Here is a 21126-nt window from a genome sequence, read left to right on the forward strand (position 1 = left end):
CTCAGGAGCAGAGCAAGATGAATAATCACCTTCAATTCACCCTGACGATCCCCGGCACCCCCGGCGACTTCAAGGTCCTCGCCTTCTCCGGCCGCGAGGCCATCGGTGCGCCCTTTCGCTTCGACCTCGAACTGGTCACCGAAGACGCGGACATCAACCTCGACGCGCTGCTGCTGCAGCCGGCTTTTCTCGCCTTCGGCAAAGACCAGGGCGGTGTGCATGGCCTGATCGAGTCCCTCGCCCAGGGTGAAACTGGCAACCGCCTGACTCGCTACTCCCTGTCCCTGGTGCCGCACCTGGCCCGCCTGACCCTGCGCACCCATTCGCGCATCTTCCAGCAGCGTTCCGTGCCGCAGATCCTCGCCCAGTTGCTCGAGGAGCACGGCATTCCCGCCGACAGCGCCGACTTCCAGGCCCTGCCCGAGGACTACCCGGCGCGCGAGCACTGCGTGCAGTACGCCGAGACCGATTTGCAGTTCTTCCAGCGGTTGTGCGAGGAAGACGGCCTGCACTATCACTTCCGGCACAGCGATACCGGCCATGTGCTGGTCTTCGGCAACGATGCCCAGGTGTTCGGCAGTCTCGCGCAGCCGCTGCCCTATCTGCCCAGCGCTGCCGCCGCGGCCGTCACGCGCTTTGGCCTGCGCCTGGCCAGCCGGCCCTCGGCCCTCGCCCTGCGCAGCTATGACTTCCAGCAGTCGCACCTGAAACTGGAAGCGTCCTTCACCCAGCCGCCGCAGACCGATGCCGAGGGTGAAACCAGCAACGCCGTGCTCAGCCCGGAAAGCTATGCCTTCGAGCCGCGCTTTCGCACCAGCCAGGCCGGCAAGCAGCTGGCCCAGCGCACCCTGGAGGCCCGCCGCGTGGACCAGCGCCGCGCCGAGGGCCTGGCCAACCATATCGGCCTGCGTGCCGGACATCTGTTCGACCTGAGCCAGCACCCGCGCGAGGACTGCAACCGCCTGTGGCTGCTCACCGAGGTGCGCCACCAGGGCCGCCAGCCCCAGGTACTGGAGGAACATGCCGAAGCCTTTGCCGCCAACCTGCCGGCCGAAGCGGGCTGGGAGGACGCCGGCCCCTTCAGCCAGGGCTACCGCAACCGCTTCAGCGCCATCCCCGGCGACCAGGCCCTTCGCCTGCCCGCCCTGCATCCGCGCCCGCGCCTGCTCGGCAGCCAGAGCGCCATCGTCATCGGCCCGAAAGAGAACGAGGGCTCGCCGCCGGAGGAGATCCACTGCGACGAATATGGCCGCGTCCAGGTGCAGTTCCACTGGGAGCGCGAGGCCCCCGAGCAGACCAGCCGCGCCTGGCTGCGCGTGGCCTCCGGCTGGGCCGGCAGCCAGTACGGCGCCCTGCTCATCCCCCGCGTGGGCATGGAGGTGCTGGTCAGCTTCCTGAATGGCGACCCCGAGCAGCCGCTGATCACCGGCTGCCTGTACAACCTGGAACAGCAACCGCCCTACCCGCTGCCCGAGCACAAGACCCGCAGCGTGTTCAAAACCCGCAGCACGCCGAACGGCCAGGGCGGCAACGAGCTGCGCATCGACGACCGCAAGGACGCCGAGCAGATCTACCTGCACGCCCAGCGTGACTGGGAACAGCACGTCAACCACGACCAACGCCTGCACATCGGCCACCAGCGCCACAGCACCGTCGAGGGCAACAGCCACAGCGAGCTCAAGGCCGAGGAGCACCGCATCACTCACGGCAACCGCCTGGTGGAACTCAAGGCCGATGACCACCTGACCGTGGGTGGCAGCCAGCACCTGAAGCTGGGGGCGGGGCAGTTCATCGAAGCCGCCAGCGAGATTCATCTCTCCGGCGGCCAGAAGATCGTCATGGAAGCCGGCAGCGAACTGACCCTCAAGGTCGGCGGCAGCTTCGTGAAGCTGGACGCCGGCGGTGTGACGCTGGTCGGGGCGGAGGTGAAGCTGAACTCGGGGGGCAGTGCGGGAGCCGGGTCGGGCGTGGCCATCCAGAAACCTACCGCGCCGACCCTGCCCGAATCACAAAAAGCCGCTCAGCCAACCGAGAAGCCCGCTTCCGCCGCTGAAGAGCCGCCTGTACAGGCACAGGCGCAACGCCAGGCGCTCCAGGCCGCCGCGCGAAATGCGCAACCGATTTGCGAAGTGTGCCAACAGGAAGGAGCGGCCTGATGTCCGTAAGCAATCATTACCTGCTGCTCGACGGCGCCCAGATCGACAACCTGCAGCGACAGGTTTTCCGCCTGCAGGAGGGCGCCGACTGCGTAACGCTGTATCGGAAAACCGCCTATGCGGACCTGGCCGACTGCGGCCCCGCGCTGATCAAAACAACACCCGACTCACCGCTACTCAGGCATTTCCAGACGCATTGGCAGAGCACGGCCGGCCTGCAAGTGTTCAGCGATGCCGATCCCGCCGAGCTGCAAACACATCTGCGCAGCCTGGTTCATGCCCGCGTGCCAGGCGGCTCTACCGTCCTGTTCCGCTATCACGATCCACGCATCCTGCCGCTTTGGCTGGAAACGCTCAGCGCCGAAGAGCGTGATTACTGCATGGGTCCCGTAGAGCGCTTTGTTATGTGCGACGCGGAAGGTGAACCCGTGGTTTTCGAGCGCCAGGGTCCAGGTCGGCCAGCCGCTCCTTACGCCGCGCAGCCTTGGCTACAACTCAGCGAAGCCCAGCTGGAACGACTCAATGGGGCCAAGCAAGCCGAATTCGACAGGCGCTTGCTTGGGCACCTGCAGGAGCATTTCCCCGAGCGGCTGGCCGCGCTGGACGCAGACGCCCAGCGGCGTCTGGTGCACACGTGCCGGGAAGGTGCCGCCCAGTACGGTTACAGCAGCGCGGCTGAAGTCGCGCGCTGGAGCGGCCTGGTCGTGCTGCTCGGCGATGACTTTCCCGATGCCGCGCTTCATGGCCAATACCGAACCCTACTGACGCAACCCGGCCGACTGCCGGCGCAGCGGCTGGAAGATGCCCTGCTGTATGCGCAATACCAGCAACTCCAGTGTGCCAAGGAGGCCCTTGCATGACCGCACCCGATAACGCCATGGCTCTGGGCCGTGCCGACCAGGCCGCACAGGCCAATTTCGAGCGGGACGATCTCTCCAGCCCCATGAGCGCCTGCCCCGCTCGGGAAGCCGAGCTGTTCGTTGTGCCCGCGCGCTATGCCCTGGCGGAAATGAACCCCGAACATGCTTGCGTAAAGCCCGGCTACACCCTCAAGAGCCAGCCCATGGCAGTGCGTCGACTGCGCCAGGGCTACCTGTATCTCTGGCACGGCGAGGGTCCGCTGCGCCGCTTCGGCGTCGGGCAAAACGGCTGCCTGACCGAACAGGATCTGGATGCCGGCCACGAGCCCGTCGAGGAGGGCACACTGGCCGGCCTGGCCCTGAACAAACATCAGGATGCCTGGCTGATGTACGCCGATATGCCGCTGACCACCGAATTCTGGCAGCAACTGACTGAACCCGGCACCCGCCAGCAGCGCATGCGTCGGATCGCCCTGCCCCAGGTGGCGCAACAGCTACAGGCCACCCATTGCCCAGCGCTGGCCGATGCGCCACAGCTCATCGCCGAGCTGATGCCCGGCATTCGCGACCAAGTCCTGGCGAGCGACCACCACAACAAGGGCGACCAATATCGTGCCGTGGCCGACATCATTGGCAAGCAGGCCGCCAGTAACCCCACTCCTGAAAACATCAAGGCCTACGTGGATGCAATGCACCGGGCGCGGGAGCGTGAGGACGCGGCGGGCCGGCACCCCGAAGCCGCCCAGAGCCCGCCCGGCGTCTGGAGCGCCGACGCCTGGGACGTGCCCGCCGCCGAGGCCTGGCTGGACCAGGCAACCCGCCAGGCCAACGGCCTGTACGGGATCTTCGCCGTGGTGGACGACCACTTGGGCGTGCTGCGCGACCTCAACCAGGCACAGGCCACCGTCAACCAGCGCCACGAGGACTGGGAGGCAGAAAACGGTCACAAGGCCCTGCTCGCCGGCTTTATCAACAGCCTGATTCAGGAAGACGGCGCCGAAGTCGCCAGCCAGCTCTCCTACCGTTACATGGACCGCGACTTGCTCCTCACCGCCGACCAGGGCGAGGCGATGCTGCAGGCCCAACGGGATCTGCAGCCGCTACTGGCCCGGGAAACCGCCATCAACCAGCACTACCGCCACCAGGCCGGTCATGCCGCCGCCGACAATCTGATCGCCGATATCCGGCGTCAGGAGCAGGCCATCCTGGCGCCGCTGCGTGAGCTCCTACCCTCCGACATCTCCGATATCGAAGGGCAACTGCACGATCTGGTGATGGCCTACCGCGCCGACAAGGCCCGTAACATGACCGACAGCAAAAGCGGTCATCAGGTGCCCGAGCGCGTACGCCTGGAGGAGATGAACGCCTGGATCGCCGAGGTCGCCGACACCCATCATCAGTGGCTGGCCGAACGCCGCGAGCAGATCCATGCGGACCAGAGGCAGGCCCTGCCCCTGCACCGCCAAGCGCTCTGGTATACCGACTACGACAACGTCGGCCACTGCGAACTGCTGTCGAAGCTGGCACTGGACAGCCTCGGCATGCTGTGTAGTACAGGGCCTGGGGTAGCCATTGCGACCAACCTGCTGCGCAGCCCACACCCGGACCTGCCGTTCAGCCTGCTGACCACCGGCTTCTCGCCCACCTTGGTGAATTTCCTGGACGGCGCCGGCCGCGCCAACAACATTCAGGACGCACTCACCGCTCCAACCGGCGACGCCGCCCGCGAATTGCTTGCCGGTCTGGTTGCCGCCGGCAAGCTGGACTGGCTGAACAGCCTGAGCGGCGCAGCAGCCACCGAGCATCCCCTGAACCTGACGATTGCTCGACTGTCGGCCGCCTTGGTCAGCCTCCTGGAGGAACACCTCAAGGGTCTGAGCACCCTGCCCGCGATGTCCATCGAGCAGTTTCCCAAGCCGATCCAGGCGCTGTTTCTGCGCATACGCGCCACCACCCAGGACTTCGTCTTCGAAAAGGCCCGCGACGGCCTGCGTCTGGCTGGCGAGAATGCACGCAAACTGAATGCTTGGGCGCTGGAAACCGGCAAGCGGGTACAGCGCGGCCTAAGGCCAAACGTCATCAATGGCATCAACCGCTACGGTGGTGTGCTACCGGTGGTTGCGCTGCTGCTCAACGGCGCCAACCTGTACCAGCTCACCTTGCGCGATCAGGGCCGAGAGCATGATGGTGTGCGCTTCGCCGAGCATGCCTCGGCCTACCTATTCACTTTCGCGGCACTTTCGGCGGCGACGGCCATGGCTTGGGATGCGCGCGGGAAAATAGAATTTCAGCGTGGCTGGTTTAAAGCCCCCACCATCACCCTCATGGGCTTCACCACTGGTTTTTTTGCGGGTTTTGCCAGCATTGCTGGTCTGATCAAACTCGGCCTCGAAATGCAGAGGGAAGACGCCTACTGGACCGCCGACCATTGGGCGCGCCTGGGCCGGGAAGGCGCCATGAGCGGCCTGATGGGCATGCAGGCCGGGCTGGGCAGCTACGCCACCTGGATGGTCATCACCAGCCAGTGGACCACCGCCCAGGCGGTGCGCTGGTTCAGCCTGCGCATGGTGCCGGTTGGCTGGCTGGTGCTGCTGGTCGAAGGGCTGTACTTCGCCTGGGACAAGTGGCTCAAGGACAGCGAGATGCAGCTGTTCCTCGAACAGTGCTGCTGGGGCCGGGCACGTCGCTGGGCCGACTCGCCCGAGCAACGGGGCAAGGAACTGCAGGCGCTGCTCACCTTGCTGTTCAAACCCCAGCTGCAGGCCGAGGGCCTCAACCGCGTCGAACATGGCAGTTCCGAGGGTATCTTCATCGCCGGCTACCAGGCCAAGGAGCTCCATCTGACCCTGCCCGGCGCCGATCCCGAGCGAACCCTGCTGTACCTGTGCCTGGCCAATATCGACGGCCACACCCCCCGTGACTACACCCCAGCGTTTCTGGCATCGCTGCGCAGCGAATGGCTGCCGGCCCAACAGGGCATGGGCCTGCGCCTGAGCGGCAAGCCACCCATAGCCGTGGGCAACTGGGAGCTTCGAGTGCGCTATCACAGTCCTTTGGCCATGGGCGTCGGCGTATTGGAAGAGGAAACCAACGAATTGATAATCGGCGGAGCCAACGGCATGCGCTATCTGATTCGCGCGGACCGGGTCACCGAGCATCTCAGCGCCGACGGCAAGCTGCCCAGCGATGACCTGCCAGACCACGAAGTCAAACCCACCCTGCTGACGCCCAAGGAGCGCCCATGACCACCCAAGCCGGCGAAACCCGCCAGGGCCCGCTCTGGAAACAGGAACACCTTGCACCCCTGCCCATCCCCACCGGCCAGCCTGTCAAGGATCTGCTCAATCTGATCTGGCGCAAAAACGACGTCTATCTGGACGTTGGCAGCTTCGCCATGGCTGCGGGCTGGATAGTTCTGAGTGTGGGAAACTTCTTAGGGGGGATCATTTCACTCTCGGTTCTTTCTCAATATCAACTTCTAGGGCTATGGAGCCTGATCATGGTCATCCCTGCCATTGCTTTCATGGCCTTTATGTGGTGGCTATACAGCCGCGCCTGGCGCCAGCCGCTCAGACCGCCCCTGCGCTTCAACCGCCAGCGCCGCGAGGTCTGCGTCACCCGTCCCGATGGCAGTTTCTGGTTCGTGCCCTGGGAGCGGGTGCATGCCATCGCCCCCAGCGCCACCCAGCTCGGCCCCTATGGCGCCGGCACCAGCGGCGCGCTAATTCTCTGGTTCCCCCTCGAAGGCCAGGAGCACGAACCCTATCACCCCGACAAGGAGGGCTGGGTCATGATGACCAGCCCGGGCAGCGGCAACTCGGCCATGGCGCAGTGGGAGTGCATCCGCAGCTTCATGGAAATCGGCCCGCAGGCCGTGCCGGAGCCGACCGTCGTACCCAATGCCGGCATGACCGTTTGGCAAAGCTATGTGCACGACTACCGCAAAGCCGTGGCTAAGCGAGGCCCACTCTCCGCCTTTCTTTGGGAGGGACTAGGGATGATCGTTTTCAACGATCTCCTGCTCCACTACCTGTACCGCAAGAAACTCGCCCACCTCCCCGACCTCACCGCCCCCGAGGCCATGGAATGGTCCAAGCCCCTGCCCCCGGAACAGTGGGCCAAACGCTCACCAGAGCTGGAGCGAGCCATCGCCGAACGGGAAGCGGAGCTGGCGGGTGAAAGCAAGGATCCGCAGCCCGCAGTGCAGGCGTAACGGAGCGATAAGGACTGACCATGACCACCCAAGCCGGCGAAACCCGCCAAGGCCCGCTCTGGAAACAGGAACACCTCGCCCCCCTGCCCATCCCCACCGGCCAACCCGCCAAGGATCTGCTCAATCTGATCTGGCGCAAGAACGACGTCTATCTGGACGTTGGCAGCTTCGCCATGGCCGCAGGATGGCTGGTGCTGCATTTCGGGACCGTTGTGGCGGGAATCCCAGGAGTCTTGGCTGGTTTCTACATGGGAATGCCCATGGGCCTGATCATGGTCATCCCTGGCACTGCTTTCATGGCCTTTATGTGGTGGCTATACAGCCGCGCCTGGCGTCTGCCGCTCAGGCCGCCCCTGCGCTTCAACCGCCAACGACGCGAGGTCTGCGTCACCCGTCCCGATGGCAGCTTCTGGTTCGTGCCTTGGGAGCGGGTGCATGCCATCGCCCCCAGCGCCACCCAGCTGGGTCCCTATGGCGCCGGCACCAGCGGCGCGCTGATCCTCTGGTTCCCCCTCGAAGGCCAGGAGCACGAACCCTATCACCCCGACAAGGAGGGCTGGGTCATGATGACCAGCCCGGGCAGCGGCAACTCGGCCATGGCGCAGTGGGAGTGCATCCGCAGCTTCATGGAAATCGGACCGCAGGCCGTGCCGGAGCCGACCGTCGTGCACAACGCCGGCATGACCGTTTGGCAAAGCTATGTGCACGACTACCGCAAAGCCGTGGCTGAACGGGACCCGATCTCCGTCTTCCTCTGGGAAGGGGTCGTGGGGCTAATCATTGTCAACTCACTGCTGATCCACTACCTGCTCCGCAAGAAACTCGCCCACCTCCCCGACCTCACCGCCCCCGAGGCCATGGAATGGTCCAAGCCCCTGCCCCCGGAACAGTGGGCCAAACGCTCACCGGAGCTGGAGCGGGCCATCGCCGAACGGGAAGCGGAGCTGGCGGGTGAAAGCAAGGATCCGCAGCCCGCAGTGCAGGCGTAACGGAGCGATAAGGACTGACCATGACCACCCAAGCCGGCGAAACCCGCCAAGGCCCGCTCTGGAAACAGGAACACCTCGCCCCCCTGCCCATCCCCACCGGCCAACCCGCCAAGGATCTGCTCAATCTGATCTGGCGCAAGAACGACGTCTATCTGGACGTTGGCAGCTTCGCCATGGGGGCGGGATGGCTGGTGTTGCATTTCGGCACTGTTGTGGCGGCCATCCCAGGAGTCTTGGCTGGTTTTTACGTTGGAATGCCCATGGGGCTGATCGCGGTCATTCCTATCACAGCTTTCATGGCATTTATGTGGTGGCTATACAGCCGTGCCTGGCGCCAGCCGCTCAGGCCGCCCCTGCGCTTCAACCGCCAACGACGCGAGGTCTGCATCACTCGCTCTGATGGGAGTTTCTGGTTCGTGCCTTGGGAGCGGGTGCATGCCATCGCCCCCAGCGCCACCCAGCTGGGTCCCTATGGCGCCGGCACCAGCGGCGCCCTGATCCTCTGGTTTCCCCTCGAAGGCCAGGAGCACGAGCCCTACCACCCCGACAAGGAGGGCTGGGTGATGATGACCAGCCCCGGCAGCGGCAACTCGGCCATGGCGCAGTGGGAATGCATCCGCAGCTTTATGGAGATCGGCCCGCAGGCCGTACCGGAGCCAACCGTGGTTCCCAATGCCGGCATGACCGTCTGGCAAAGTTATGTGCACGACTACCGAATAGCCGTGGCTAAGCGGGGCCCGCTCTCCGCCTTCCTCTGGGAAGGACTGGGGATGATCGTTTTCAACGACCTCCTGCTCCACTACCTGTACCGCAAGAAACTTGCCCACCTCCCCGACCTCACCGCCCCCGAGGCCGTGGAATGGTCCAAGCCCCTGTCCCCGGAACAGTGGGCCAAGCCCAGCGCGGAACTGCAACGCCAAAGCGAAGAGGTCGAAGTCTTGCGCCAGCGCAATCCGCAGCGCTCGATCATCGATATCTTTACCGAAGTGCGGCGCGTCACTGTGATGAAGCCGGCCTGATGGAAACCGACAATGGCAAAAAATAACCCACCGCAAGCACCCACCCTTGAACTCAGCCGCCGTCCCAAGGCGGGCGATGTATCAGCCTTCCCCGGGGGACGGGTCAGTTATTTGGCCCCCCTGCCACTGCCCACCGGCTTGCCAGCTCAGGATTACGCCCATGCCGTGGGCGAGGTCAACGACACCTATCTGGATTTCGGCACCGGACTGCCCAACGTATTTTCTTGGCAATTCAGACTGGGGCTGCCCTTAATCGTTTGGATAATGTCTGTTGCCTTGTTGCCGATCATCGGCGCTCCCCTTGTAATGCTAGTGGTGGGCGGGAGCAAGATGGGCTATCAGGCCCTGCTCGAGTTATTCCGCTTGGGGCTGGGGATCGGATCAATCCTGGCCGTAGCTACACTCGCCCTCGGCTTGGGCAATTGGCTTATCAAGGACCGCAATCGACAAGACATCTTCCCCACCCGCTTCAACCGCCAGCGCCGCGAGGTCTGCTTCGTTCCCGAAGGCCACACCGAACCGATCTTCGTGCCCTGGGAATCCCTCTCCGCCTGGGTGATCGAGGCCCAGCGCTCCACCCAGCGCGGCATCCAGCGCCAGTACGGTATGGGGGTCGGCTTTCACCATGCCGAGAACGGCGAAGACTATTTCCTGGAGCGTCCCTGCTCCAGCGTTCCAACGGCCATCGCCAGCTGGGAAGCCATTCGCGCCTATATGGAGTACCAGGTGCACAGCCTCAAGGAGATTCAGGACCCATTCGACCTGCAAGGCCCCGATGACCCGCCCCACGAGGGCCTGCACACCTTCCGCAACGCCCGCGCCCGCATGCGCCGCCGCAACCGGGAAGGCGACGTTGGCGTCTTCTACGTCGCCGGCTGGTACCTCTACCACCTGATGACCCTCTGGACCTTGCCGTTCCGCCTCACCGACTGGGAGGTGGCCCGGGCAAAGCGCCAACAGCGTCAAGACCTGCCCGCCGCCATGCGCGAATGGTCGCAGCCCCTGCCCCCGGAACAGTGGGCCAAACGCTCACCAGAGCTGGAGCGGGCCATCGCCGAACGGGAAGCGGAACTTGCCGATGAAACCAAAGATCCGCAGCCCCCAGTGCAGGCGTAATCGGCGAGAAGGACCACACTTGACCACCCAAGCCGGTGACACCCAGCAAGGCCTGCTCTGGAGGCAGGAACATCTTGCCCTCTTGCCCATTCGTTCATGGGCCTGCGTTTGAACAGCAGGTCCAACGTGGCGCCCCTAGTCGACCGCGGCACACGAATGATCCTGCATGAATCACGTTTATACATACGCAAAACCCTAATATCCGCATGTAGAACAAAATCCTGACCAGCGTCAATTAACCGTAATATCGACAACTCGTCGCAGACTTGATCACGCACGACTGCAATCCATACAATCCGCGATCGCGCTTATGCCTCAAAAACGGACTGCGCAATATATTGCGCAACTTAAGGAATGATCCCTCTTATTTTGGTCCTCTCTGCGTTACTGCATACCGCAGCGGACGTAGTAGCAATGAAAAATACAGCCCGCCCCTCTAATCATCGACCTGGTGCCTCGCCAGGCCTTGATGACCTCTAGTTTCAGGAAGAGACGCTTGATGCAAACCCGTTACCTCTCAGTTGCCTTACTGGCCTTTACCTTGGCCTTGGCCAGTTGCTCCGGCAATTACACCTATAACGACAGCGATTATCGCCCGCTGGGTGAGCCGTACCCGGTCAAGCGTGGCCAATGATTTAAGGAACGAAGCAGTATGGAATTGGTTTTTGATGTAGTGGGCATCCATCAGTACGAGCCCGGCCTGATCAGCAACAAGTCGTTCACCGAGACCGGGGGGGTCATCGGCCGGGCCGAGCACTGCGACTGGATCATTCCAGATAGCAAACGCATCATTTCTGGCGAACATGCACGAATCAGCTATCAGGACGGCTCATTTTTCCTCACCGACATCAGCAGCAACGGTATTCGGGTGAAGGACGGCGGCGCGCTGGAAAAAGGCAAGGCGCAGCGTATCAAGCATGGCGATGTGTTCTGCCTGGGTGACTACGAAATCCGCGCGCGCCTGGTGAAGGACCCATTGCATTTCGAGGGCGATGTCGGCCGCCCGATGCCGGCGAGCAGCATCATTCCAGATGATGCCTTTCTCGATCTCGACCCGCTCCGTGCGATGGAGCCCCCTGCGCCGGCCTTTGTAGATCAGGACGACCTTTTGCAACTGAGCCGACCTCAGCAGCCGGCAACTCAGCACCCTGACTATGCGCGGATCGACATGGAGAGCCTTCCGCTCCCCAAGCTGGTGACGCCACGGCACCAGGAGACTGTTGCGCCCGCGCCACCCGAACATCTGCCCGACGGTTTCTGGAAACAATTTGGCGAGGCGCTCGGCATCGATGTCAGCGCTGTCGAAGGCGAGCAGCGCGCGGCATTGGCGCTGAAAGCCGCCAAGCTCCTGAGACAGAGCATCGGACACCTGCAGCAGAACCTGCATACCCGCAACGAGCTGAAGAATGACTTGCGGCTCCCGCTGACAACCGTCCAAAGCGCGGGAAACAACCCGATCAAACACAGTGCCAGCAGCCAGGAGGCCATGGCCGCTCTGCTGCGGGACAACAAGCCAGGACACATGCTGGCCGAACAGGCTGTGAATCGCGCCTTTCGTGACCTGCAGGCCCACCAGGTAGCCCTGCTTGCCGCCAGCCGCACGGCGGTCAGAAGCATGTTCGATCACCTTTCGCCCGAGAAGCTGGCCGTCCGTTTCGAGCGTGAACACAAGCCCTTGCTGAACACCTCCGGCGGGCGATGGCGAGCCTACCGGCGCTGGCATCAAGCGATGCAGCGCGATGATGAATGGAGCGAGCGCCTCTTCGCACGTGATTTCGCCAAAGCGTACGAAGAGCAGGTGCGGCTGATTGCCGCCCTGTCCACCGAATCTTGAGGAGGCTGCCCATGCTTCGCCCGTTTACCTGGTGCCTGATTGCCACAGCCCTGCTGCTTGGCGGTTGCACTTCATCCCTGACGAAACTGGATTTGTCGCTTTCCAGCAGCGATCAGCTCAACCCTGACATCAATGGCCGCCCCTCGCCGATTGTTCTGCGCCTGGTAGAACTGAAGCATCCCGCCACCTTTGAGCAGGCTGATTTCTTTTCGCTCTATCGCAGCCCCAAGGAGTCACTGAAACCGGACTTCGTCACGCAGGAAGAGCTGGAGCTGCGTCCCGGCGAACGCCGGACTTTGAAGCTCTTTGTGAACCCTGGCAGCCGCTACGTCGGGGTGCTGGCTGCCTACCGTGATCTTCCGGAAAGCCAGTGGAGGCACGTGATTCCGCTTCAGCAACAGGCCCGGCACCGAGTCCGCCTGCATCTGGAAGCGCGCGGTATCCGCGACCTCTCGGAGCACCAGGACAAATGAGCATGGCCTTGCATAACGTGGTCTGGAAGGAAGGGATGCTGCTGCGCCCGCAGCACTTCCAGCAGAGCGACCGCTATTACAGTCACCAGTTGAGCATGCGCACCCGCCTACTGACCGGTTACGCATGGGGGTTCGTTTCCCTGGAGATCGACCGCCAGTTCCTCAACATGGGCAAGCTGATCCTTAGCCAGGCCAGCGGCGTAATGCCCGACGGCACGCTGTTCGAGATTGGCGCGGAGCGTGAACCCCTGGCGCTGGATATTCCGCCCAATACCGGCAACACCCCGGTCTACCTGGCGCTGCCCCTCGTCACGGGTAACCACATCGAAACGCGCAGCCTTGAACAGAAAGATGTCCTGGCACGCCATGTGGCAATAGACACGGAAGTGACCGACTCCAATGCAGGCGACAACAGCACCAGCCAAGTGAGCTGCGCCCTGCCGGATTTCCGACTCCTGCTGGGGGAACAACAGAGCGATCAGGCCTACGTCAAACTCAAGCTGTGCGAAATTCTCGATACGACCCCAGAGGGGGTGATCAGCCTCGACCCGGAATTCAACCCGAGCTACCTGCATTTCCAGTCTTCCACTTACCTGCTCTCCTGCCTCAAGGAAGTGATCAGCATGCTCGCGCATCGCGGCGACACGCTGGCCGAGCGTATTCGCGCAAGCGGTAAGGTCGGCGGCGCAGAAGTGGGCGACTTCATGATGCTGCAGTTGATCAACCGGTATGAGCCGGTGCTGCGGCACTATCTCGGTGTCGACCATGTGCACCCCGAACAGATTTACCGGGAGCTGCTCGGTCTGCTGGGCGAGTTGGCCACCTTCGCCACGGAGAACAAGCGCCCGAGGCTGGAGGGCCGCTATCAACACAGCGACCAGGTGCTGAGCTTTCGTGCCCTGATGGACGCCATTCGCCAGGTTCTGTCGATGGTGCTGGAGCAGCACGCCATCGAGCTTCTGCTGCAGCAGCGCCAGTACGGAGTGCAGGTGTCTCCGCTGCACGATCAGCAGCTGCTCGACACGTCCTCGTTCGTGCTGGCCGCAAGCGCCGAATGCGACTCGGAAACGCTTCGCCAGCGCTTGCCCGCACACCTCAAGGTGGGCCCGGTGGAACAGATTCGGCAGTTGGTGAACCTCCATCTGCCCGGCATTCGTATCAAACCCCTGCCGGTGGCCCCGCGGCAGATCCCCTTCCATACCGGAAAAACCTATTTCGCCCTGGAGCTCACGTCGGAGGACCGGGAACAGATGAAGCGCTCTGGCGGCTTCGCATTCCATGTGTCCGGCGATTTCAGCGGACTGGAAATGAAATTCTGGGCAATCAGGAACTGACCCAATGACCCGTGAAATGGATTACGCCATGGGCGATAAGACGGTTGTCATCAATCGCCAAGACGATATTCGGGCCCATAGCCCGCTGACCGACTTTGCCGTGCCACCTCAGTTCGAGCAGGTGGAAGAACGCATGAGTTATGCCGCTCGCATGCGTCCTGCGGACACCTTCAATATCAGCGTGAACCCGCTGGTCGCATCAGCTTCGCCAGTGCTTTCGGAGCTGGTGCGCCTCAAGCACAACACCGAAAGCGAGGATCTTGCCGCGCTCAAGGAGCGCCTCAGCGCCGAAGTGAAGCTGTTCGAGCACCGCGCCCTGCAGGAAGGTGTCGAGAACAGCCAGGTCATGGCCACGCGCTACGTGCTATGCACCGCAATCGATGAAGCCGTTGTCACGACGCCATGGGGCAACGAGAGCGAGTGGTCGCAGATGAGCCTGCTCTCCAGCTTCCACAACGAGACCTTCGGCGGGGAGAAGTTCTTTCAGTTGCTTGAGCGCTTATCGCGCAACCCGGTCAAGCACTTGCTGATGCTGGAACTCATGTACCTGTGCCTGGCGCTTGGCTTCGAAGGCAAATACCGGGTTCAGCCACGCGGCATGATGGAGCTGGAGGCGATTCGCGACGGCCTGTACCGGCAGATTCGCCAGCTCCGTGGCGATATCCCCCGAGACATCTCTCCCCACTGGCAAGGCCTGAAAGACACTCGTCAACGCCTGGTGCGCATCGTGCCGTGGTGGCTGGTGGGACTTTTCACGCTGGCCTGTCTCGGCGTGACATACAGCGGGTTTGCCTGGGTGCTCAGCGAGCATCGCGCAAGCGTCCTGCAGCCCTACACGTTGCCTGACAGTCCGAACACCGAGCAGCCGTAATCCAGGGATAGTGTGATGAAAAATGTTCTAGGAAAGTTCGTTGTCTTCTTGAGCAAAACCTGGGTATGGAGCCTGTGCCTGGTCCTTCTGCTGGCTGCGATCATCTGGTTCGCAGGCCCCATGCTGGCGGTGAACAACCACCGGTTCTGGGCATCCACCGCCAGTCGCTTGCTCACCCTTTGCATCCTGTTCCTCGTTTGGGGACTGGCCATGGTGTTCGTCAGTTGGAAGGCACAGGCCAAAAAGGCCGAGGCCGAAGGAGACGAGGCGATACAAGAACGGCTTCGCCGCGCCGATCAGATGAGCGAAGAGCAGGACGAGCTGCGCAAGCGCTACAAGGAGGCACTGCGCACGCTGCGCAGCTCCAGCCTGTACCAGGGGCGGAGCGAGAAATGGCGCAATGAGTTGCCCTGGTATCTGATCATTGGCCCGGAAGGCAGTGGCAAGACCAGCCTGCTGGACTTTTCAGGCTTGGAATTTCCACTCAACCAGATGGAATCACTCCGCCTGACCAAGGATGTCTCGGGCACGCGCCACGCCGACTGGTATTTCGCCGAGCATGCCGTGCTGGTCGATACCGCTGGCCGCTACCTGACGCAGAAGGATGCCGAGATCGACGGCAGCGCGTGGCATACCTTGCTGAATCTGCTGCGTCAGCGCCGGCCACAGCCGCTCAACGGCGTGCTGGTCAATGTTCCCCTTGATCTTCTCTTGAATGGCGGGGAGCAGGCCCTGGAAATCCTGGCTCGCCAGACTCGGCAGCGCCTGCATGAGATCTACAAGCGCTTGGGGATCGATGCTCCTGTCTATCTGGTACTCAGCAAGGCCGATAAGGTCATCGGGTTCGATGAGTTCTTCGATCATATGTCACGCGAAGAAAGCGACCAGGTACTGGGTACGAGCTTCCGCAAGGATCAGAACGGCACAGACCTTCAGGTAATCCGTCAGGAGTTCGAAGAGCTGCTCCGGCGCCTGAACAGCCAGGTGATCCTGCGCATGCATCAGGAGCGCGATCCTTTGCGTCGCGGTCGCATCTTCGACTTTCCTCGGCAGTTGAGCCAGATTGGCGACAAACTTTGCCTGTTTAACGAACTGGCGTTCAGCGGCAATCGCTATCAGCGCGCCAGCCAGTTGCGCGGCTTCTACCTGACCAGCGCCCCGCAGCTTGAGGAGAAGCTGGACCCCACTACCGTTGAAATCGGTCGTCAGCTCGGCATTGCCAGCAAGGCCCTTCCCAGCTTTCGCACCGGGCGGGCACGCTTCATTCATCATTTGCTGAGCAAAGTCATATTCCCTGAAGCGGCATTGGCCAGCCTGGACCAGAAGGAAGTGCGCCGCATCGATTGGGGGCAGCGCGCCCTGTATGCCGGCGCCCTTACCTGCCTGCTGTTGGCCGGCGGCGGGTGGGCGATGAGCTTTTCCGAGAACCACGCCCACCTGGAGCAACTTAGAACCATCGCTCAGGCGCTTCACAAGGAACGCAAAGCCGTCGAACCCAGGGACGACGCCATGCAATTGCTGGCCTTGCTCGATACCAGCTACTCCGCAACGCGGGTTTTTCCTCCACGGGACGAGGCTGCCTGGTCAGAGCGTGGTGGGCTGTATCAAGGCCCGCTGGTCGAACCCACCCTGGTGAACACGTACCGACACGACCTGGAAACCCATCTGCTGCCCCGCGTGGCCCGCCAGCTGGAATCCCAGATTCGCGCCAACATGAATGACCGCGAGCGGCTGCTGGGCAGTCTGCGCGCCTATTTGATGCTGCATTTGCCTGCCCGACGGGACGCTACCTATCTCAGCGAATGGCTGGCCGTGGACTGGTCGCTGCGCTATGCCGGCAATTCCGCAGTACAAAATGCCTTGAATGGCCATTTTCGACGCCTTCTCGACGGGCCGTTCGCGGCGGTCCCAATCAATGAGCCGCTGGTAACGAAGGCCCGCCAAGTGCTTCGCAGTGAATCCTTGGCGAATGTGGTTTATCGCATGCTCAGTGATCAGGCGAAAGGCTTGCCGGACTACTCGTTCAGTCAGAAGCTGGGCCCTCAGGGTATTTACTTCTCCGGCATTGAGTACTCCATTCCCGGCTTCTACACCCAGCGGGGCTACCAGCAGTACTTCATTGCACCGGGCGCAAGCATGGTGCGAGAGATCCTGAAGGACAACTGGGTGCTCGGCGAGGCGGAGGGTGAAGAGCTCAGCCTGGGCGAACTTCGTCGCCTGCTGATTGCCGTGGAGCAGCTCTACTTCCGGGACTACACCAACTACTGGGGTGAAGCGCTTGCGCGGATTGCACTGGAGCCCATCGGTAGCGCACTGCCAGGTGCAGAGCAACTCGCTGCGCTAAGCGCACCGAACTCCCCACTGCTGGTTCTGCTTCAGGAGATTCGGGATAACACCCGCTTTGCCGGGCCTGCGGCAGCTGATGAAAGCTCCCTGCCGGCGGAAGGGGTACTGGGACAAGCTGGTCAGTTGGCAATCGCCGCTGCTCAACAAGCCCAGGAAGCGCTCGTCAGGAGCATGCCGGATACGACACGGCGCGCTCTGGAGCGACGCTTTGAGCAACTCCATCAGTTGTTGGACGATGACCAGGCACCCACCACGAACCTGGCGGCCACGCTTAAGGCCATGGAAGGGATGCAGCAGATTCTCGCCAGCCTGGCTCGCGCCAGCGCCTCCGAACTGGCTGCCTTCGAGATCGCCAAGGCTCGGATGAACAACAGCCAGGATGCCATCCAGCAGACCTTTGCCAATGCCGCCCGACTGCCCCAACCTGTGAGTCAATGGCTTAGCGTCATGGCCGAAGATAGCTGGATGCTTGTGCTGCATGAGGCCCACAGCTACATCAATCAGCGTTATCAGAGCGAGCTTTTCGAGGCCTATCATCACTCGCTCCACCAGCGTTATCCGTTCCACGCCGCCAGTGAGAGCGACGTCGCGCTTGCCGACTTCCGAGACTTCTTCAAGCCACAGGGCATTGCCGATAGCTTCTTCGAGCGCTACATCAAGCCGTTCGTGATCACCTCCGGAGGCCAGTACCAGGCGCGGCCGGTGGACGGCCACGGGCTGCCGCTGTCCCAGAGCTTCCTCACCCAACTGGGTAAGACATTGGCGATTCGCCGCGGCTTTTTCTCCGAGAACACCAGCGAGCCACTGATTCTGTTCAAGCTTGAGCCGTATGCCTTGGATTCGCATCTGAGCCGTGCTGATTTCCGACTCGGTAACCAGCAGATGGAGTATCGCCATGGCCCCATCGTTCAGACGCCGTTCCGCTGGCCCAGCAAGGAAGATGAAGGTCGTTCCAGCCTGATGGTGGAGGAGATCGGTGGCCGACGCATAGGCATCGAGAAGAACTCTGGCCCCTGGTCGATGTTCCGTCTGCTCGACTCGATGGAAGTGGATTATCACAGCGGGCGTGATGTGCTGCTGCTCAAGGCGGAATTCGATGGGATGCCCGTCCACTACTTGCTACACGGCCAACGTTCCTCGAATCCCTTCGACGTGAATTTGCTGCGCAGTTTCCGGCTGCCGACAACCTTGTAAGGCTGGCAGGATGACCACAGTTTCCTGGCGCAGCGCCGCGCGCACGGATATCGGCAAGGTTCGGCAAAACAACGAAGACGCCCTTTTGTCCATGCCCGAGCATGGACTCTGGGCTGTCGCGGATGGCATGGGGGGGCACCAGAACGGGGCCCTTGCCAGCCGCCTCATTGTCGAGAACCTTGCTGCCCTGCCAACTGATGGCGGGCTTGAAATGCGCCTCCAACGGATCAGGCAGTGCCTCTATGACGTAAACCTGCACTTGGGCAGGGACCTGACGTTATGCGGCGATTTTGAGAACCCCATCATCGGTAGCACCGTGGTAGCGCTGCTGGCTGAAGGGAATCAGGCCGCCTGCATCTGGGCGGGGGACAGCCGCTGCTACCTGCGGCGGAACCAACGCCTCTATCAATTGAGCCGCGATCACTCCGTGGCTCAGCAGATGATGGATCAGCACCGTCTGACTCCGGCACAGGCTGCCCAGCATCCTTCGGCCCATGCCCTGACCCGAGCAGTGGGGGCCACAGACACGTTAACGCTGGACGTTCTTCGCTTGAACCTGCAGCCGGGAGATGCCTTCCTGCTGTGCAGTGATGGCCTCTACCGCAGCCTTTCTACGGATGCGATGGGGGCTGCATTGAGCCATGGCTCACCCGACCAGGCACTGGAACAGCTGTTTCAACTCGCGCTGCTGGGGCCGGCCCGTGACAACCTCAGCGCAGTGGTCATTCAGAGCGATGAGAATTCGTAGATGAGTGAGCACCTCCATCTTCCTGCCGCTGCGGACCTCACCTACTTCGCGTTTGCTCCTCCGGCTTCAGCGCCTATGGCTGCAGAACCACGTCGGCTTAAGGAGTTGCCTGATCTGCTTTGTGGCAGGTATCGCATCGACAGGCTGCTCGGCGTGGGGGGGATGGGTGCGGTTTACCAAGCCTGCGACTTGTTGCGTGAGCAATTTGGCGAGCCCGCCCCACAGATTGCCATCAAGACACTCAACGAGGATTTCAGCGAGTTCCACGACGGCCAAGCGCTGTTGCATAGCGAATACGCCGTGCTGTCGCGTCTTCACCACCGACGGGTAGTGCGTGTCTTCAGTTTCGAAGTCGATCCTGGCAGCGAGCGGGCATTCATCACCATGGAATTGCTCAAGGGCTGCACGCTGGATGAGCTACTGCTGCAGCACCCCCAAGGGCTACCCTGGGACCAAGCGCGAGAAATAGCCCAGGCACTGCTTGAGGCGTTAGCCTGCGCCCATGAGCAGGGGATCTGTCACGGGGACATCAAGCCCGGCAACCTGATGCTCGGCGATTACGGGATTCGGCTGTTCGACTTCGGCTTAAGCCATGTCAGCGAAGCAGCCTTGCCAGGCCTCCCCAAGCTCGCGCGCGATCGTTTCGCCGCACTCACGCCAAGCTACGCAGCACCGGAACTGCTGGACGGCGCAGACCCCACGCCAGACTCAGATGTCTACGCCGCCGCCTGTGTCATTTACGAGCTGTACCAGGGGGAGCATCCGTTCCAGCGCCTGAGTGCCAAGCAGGCGCTTGAGCGAAAGCTCTCCCCTCAGGCGCCCACACCAATGCCTTTGCCCGTTTGGAAAGCCTTGCAACCCGCCCTCTCGCTCGACAGCGGGCGACGGGACCGCAGTATCGGGCCGTTACTTGCCGCCTTTCAGAAAGCCCCGCGCAGCTCAACGTTGGACCGCTGCCGTAATCACCTCCACACCACGGTTTCCCGACTGATCAGAAGGAATGGACGCCATGTCTCAGTACTCAAGTGAACCCGAAGTTTCCTTCACTCTTGCCATTGCCAACGCCCCCGGCGACTTCAAGGTCCTCGCCTTCTCCGGCCGCGAGGCCATCGGTGCGCCCTTCCGCTTCGACCTCGAACTGGTCAGCGAAGACGCGGACATCAACCTCGACGCGCTGCTGCTGCAGCCGGCCTTTCTGTCCTTCGGCAAGGACCAGGGCGGTGTGCATGGCCTGATCGAGTCCCTCGCCCAGGGCGAAACCGGCAACCGCCTGACCCGCTACTCCCTGTCCCTGGTGCCGCACCTGGCCCGCCTGGCCCTGCGCACCCATTCGCGCATCTTCCAGCAGCGTTCCGTGCCGCAGATCCTCGCCCAGTTGCTTGAGGAGCACGGCATTCCCGCCGACACCGCCGATTTCCAGGCCCTGCCCGAGGACTACCCGACGCGCGAGCACTGCGTGCAGTACGCCGAGACCGATCTGCAGTTCTTCCAGCGGCTGTGCGAGGAAGACGGCCTGCACTATCACTTCCGGCACAGCGATACCGGCCATGTGCTGGTCTTCGGCAACGATGCCCAGGTGTTCGACAGTCTCGCGCAGCCGCTGCCCTATCTGCCCAGCGCCGCCGCCGCGGCCGTCACGCGCTTTGGCCTGCGCCTGGCCAGCCGGCCCTCGGCCCTCGCCCTGCGCAGCTATGACTTCCAGCAGTCGCACCTGAAGCTGGAAGCGTCCTTCACCCAGCCGCCGCAGACCGATGCCGACGGTGAAACCGGCAACCCCGTGCTCAGCCCGGAAAGCTATGCCTTCGACCCGCGCTTTCGCACCAGCCAGGCCGGCAAGCAGCTGGCCCAGCACAGCCTGGAGGCCCGCCGTGTGGACCAGCGCCGCGCCTGTCTCTTATACAACATCACCGAACACACGAAACGGACTCCTATTCCGAATACCACTGTCAGCTTCCAAAAAAAAAACAAAACAA

Annotated in this window: 15 protein-coding genes; all 15 read left to right on the forward strand. The window is 62.5% G+C overall.

All coding sequences use genetic code 11. The features are described from left to right. Window positions 1-17 precede the first annotated feature (17 nt). Window positions 18-2156, forward strand: coding sequence for a type VI secretion system tip protein TssI/VgrG (gene tssI / locus SF06_RS12010; RefSeq protein WP_039561636.1), 2139 nt, complete (start codon window positions 18-20; stop codon window positions 2154-2156). Beyond that, window positions 2156-3016, forward strand: coding sequence for a DUF4123 domain-containing protein (locus tag SF06_RS12015; protein WP_039561639.1), 861 nt, complete (start codon window positions 2156-2158; stop codon window positions 3014-3016). Before tssI (SF06_RS12010) ends, SF06_RS12015 begins: the two co-directional genes overlap by 1 nt. Next, a complete protein-coding gene (locus SF06_RS12020) occupies window positions 3013-6261 on the forward strand; it encodes a toxin VasX (protein ID WP_039561642.1) in 3249 nt (1082 codons plus the stop codon). The genes SF06_RS12015 and SF06_RS12020 overlap by 4 nt, the downstream gene beginning before the upstream one ends. Further along, a complete protein-coding gene (locus tag SF06_RS12025; RefSeq protein WP_039561645.1) occupies window positions 6258-7229 on the forward strand; it encodes a hypothetical protein in 972 nt (323 codons plus the stop codon). The genes SF06_RS12020 and SF06_RS12025 overlap by 4 nt, the downstream gene beginning before the upstream one ends. 20 nt (window positions 7230-7249) lie before the next feature. Further along, complete coding sequence (locus tag SF06_RS12030) at window positions 7250-8218, forward strand: hypothetical protein (RefSeq protein ID WP_039561647.1); 969 nt, start codon at window positions 7250-7252, stop codon at window positions 8216-8218. Between the two features lie 20 nt (window positions 8219-8238). Then, window positions 8239-9237, forward strand: a complete 999-nt coding sequence (locus SF06_RS12035) for a hypothetical protein (protein WP_052199808.1) — start codon at window positions 8239-8241, stop codon at window positions 9235-9237. 12 nt (window positions 9238-9249) lie between these two features. Then, window positions 9250-10353 carry a hypothetical protein gene (locus SF06_RS18765; protein ID WP_076380938.1) on the forward strand — a complete coding sequence of 368 codons (1104 nt, stop codon included), beginning with the start codon at window positions 9250-9252 and terminating at the stop codon, window positions 10351-10353. Between the two features lie 652 nt (window positions 10354-11005). Continuing rightward, window positions 11006-12187 carry a type VI secretion system-associated FHA domain protein TagH gene (gene tagH, locus SF06_RS12045; protein ID WP_039561649.1) on the forward strand — a complete coding sequence of 394 codons (1182 nt, stop codon included), beginning with the start codon at window positions 11006-11008 and terminating at the stop codon, window positions 12185-12187. Between the two features lie 11 nt (window positions 12188-12198). Continuing rightward, window positions 12199-12660, forward strand: a complete 462-nt coding sequence (gene tssJ / locus SF06_RS12050) for a type VI secretion system lipoprotein TssJ (RefSeq protein ID WP_039561651.1) — start codon at window positions 12199-12201, stop codon at window positions 12658-12660. Window positions 12661-12662: 2 nt separating this feature from the next. Then, window positions 12663-13994 carry a type VI secretion system baseplate subunit TssK gene (tssK, locus tag SF06_RS12055; protein WP_039561653.1) on the forward strand — a complete coding sequence of 444 codons (1332 nt, stop codon included), beginning with the start codon at window positions 12663-12665 and terminating at the stop codon, window positions 13992-13994. A gap of 4 nt (window positions 13995-13998) precedes the next feature. Next, entirely contained in the window at window positions 13999-14865 is an 867-nt protein-coding gene (gene icmH, locus SF06_RS12060; RefSeq protein ID WP_039561655.1) for a type IVB secretion system protein IcmH/DotU, read from the forward strand. Window positions 14866-14880: 15 nt separating this feature from the next. After that, a complete protein-coding gene (tssM, locus tag SF06_RS12065; RefSeq protein WP_039561656.1) occupies window positions 14881-18405 on the forward strand; it encodes a type VI secretion system membrane subunit TssM in 3525 nt (1174 codons plus the stop codon). A gap of 10 nt (window positions 18406-18415) precedes the next feature. Continuing rightward, window positions 18416-19153: a PP2C family protein-serine/threonine phosphatase gene (locus tag SF06_RS12070; protein WP_039561658.1), complete on the forward strand. Its 738-nt coding sequence runs from the start codon at window positions 18416-18418 to the stop codon at window positions 19151-19153. Then, window positions 19154-20182 carry a serine/threonine-protein kinase gene (locus tag SF06_RS12075; RefSeq protein ID WP_065365684.1) on the forward strand — a complete coding sequence of 343 codons (1029 nt, stop codon included), beginning with the start codon at window positions 19154-19156 and terminating at the stop codon, window positions 20180-20182. Beyond that, a partial coding sequence (tssI, locus tag SF06_RS12080; protein WP_156143277.1) for a type VI secretion system tip protein TssI/VgrG occupies window positions 20163-21126 on the forward strand: 964 nt, incomplete at its 3' end. The genes SF06_RS12075 and tssI (SF06_RS12080), both read left to right, overlap by 20 nt.

This window comes from Pseudomonas flexibilis, assembly GCF_000802425.1.
GTDB classification, from domain to species: domain Bacteria; phylum Pseudomonadota; class Gammaproteobacteria; order Pseudomonadales; family Pseudomonadaceae; genus Serpens; species Serpens flexibilis.

Bases quoted from the DNA above. Each gene is read 5' to 3' on its own strand.
- tssI (WP_039561636.1), top strand. From the start codon at position 18: ATGAATAATCACCTTCAATTCACCCTGACGATCCCCGGCACCCCCGGC.
- SF06_RS12015 (WP_039561639.1), top strand. From the start codon at position 2,156: ATGTCCGTAAGCAATCATTACCTGCTGCTCGACGGCGCCCAGATCGAC.
- SF06_RS12020 (WP_039561642.1), top strand. From the start codon at position 3,013: ATGACCGCACCCGATAACGCCATGGCTCTGGGCCGTGCCGACCAGGCC.
- SF06_RS12025 (WP_039561645.1), top strand. From the start codon at position 6,258: ATGACCACCCAAGCCGGCGAAACCCGCCAGGGCCCGCTCTGGAAACAG.
- SF06_RS12030 (WP_039561647.1), top strand. From the start codon at position 7,250: ATGACCACCCAAGCCGGCGAAACCCGCCAAGGCCCGCTCTGGAAACAG.
- SF06_RS12035 (WP_052199808.1), top strand. From the start codon at position 8,239: ATGACCACCCAAGCCGGCGAAACCCGCCAAGGCCCGCTCTGGAAACAG.
- SF06_RS18765 (WP_076380938.1), top strand. From the start codon at position 9,250: ATGGCAAAAAATAACCCACCGCAAGCACCCACCCTTGAACTCAGCCGC.
- tagH (WP_039561649.1), top strand. From the start codon at position 11,006: ATGGAATTGGTTTTTGATGTAGTGGGCATCCATCAGTACGAGCCCGGC.
- tssJ (WP_039561651.1), top strand. From the start codon at position 12,199: ATGCTTCGCCCGTTTACCTGGTGCCTGATTGCCACAGCCCTGCTGCTT.
- tssK (WP_039561653.1), top strand. From the start codon at position 12,663: ATGGCCTTGCATAACGTGGTCTGGAAGGAAGGGATGCTGCTGCGCCCG.
- icmH (WP_039561655.1), top strand. From the start codon at position 13,999: ATGACCCGTGAAATGGATTACGCCATGGGCGATAAGACGGTTGTCATC.
- tssM (WP_039561656.1), top strand. From the start codon at position 14,881: ATGAAAAATGTTCTAGGAAAGTTCGTTGTCTTCTTGAGCAAAACCTGG.
- SF06_RS12070 (WP_039561658.1), top strand. From the start codon at position 18,416: ATGACCACAGTTTCCTGGCGCAGCGCCGCGCGCACGGATATCGGCAAG.
- SF06_RS12075 (WP_065365684.1), top strand. From the start codon at position 19,154: ATGAGTGAGCACCTCCATCTTCCTGCCGCTGCGGACCTCACCTACTTC.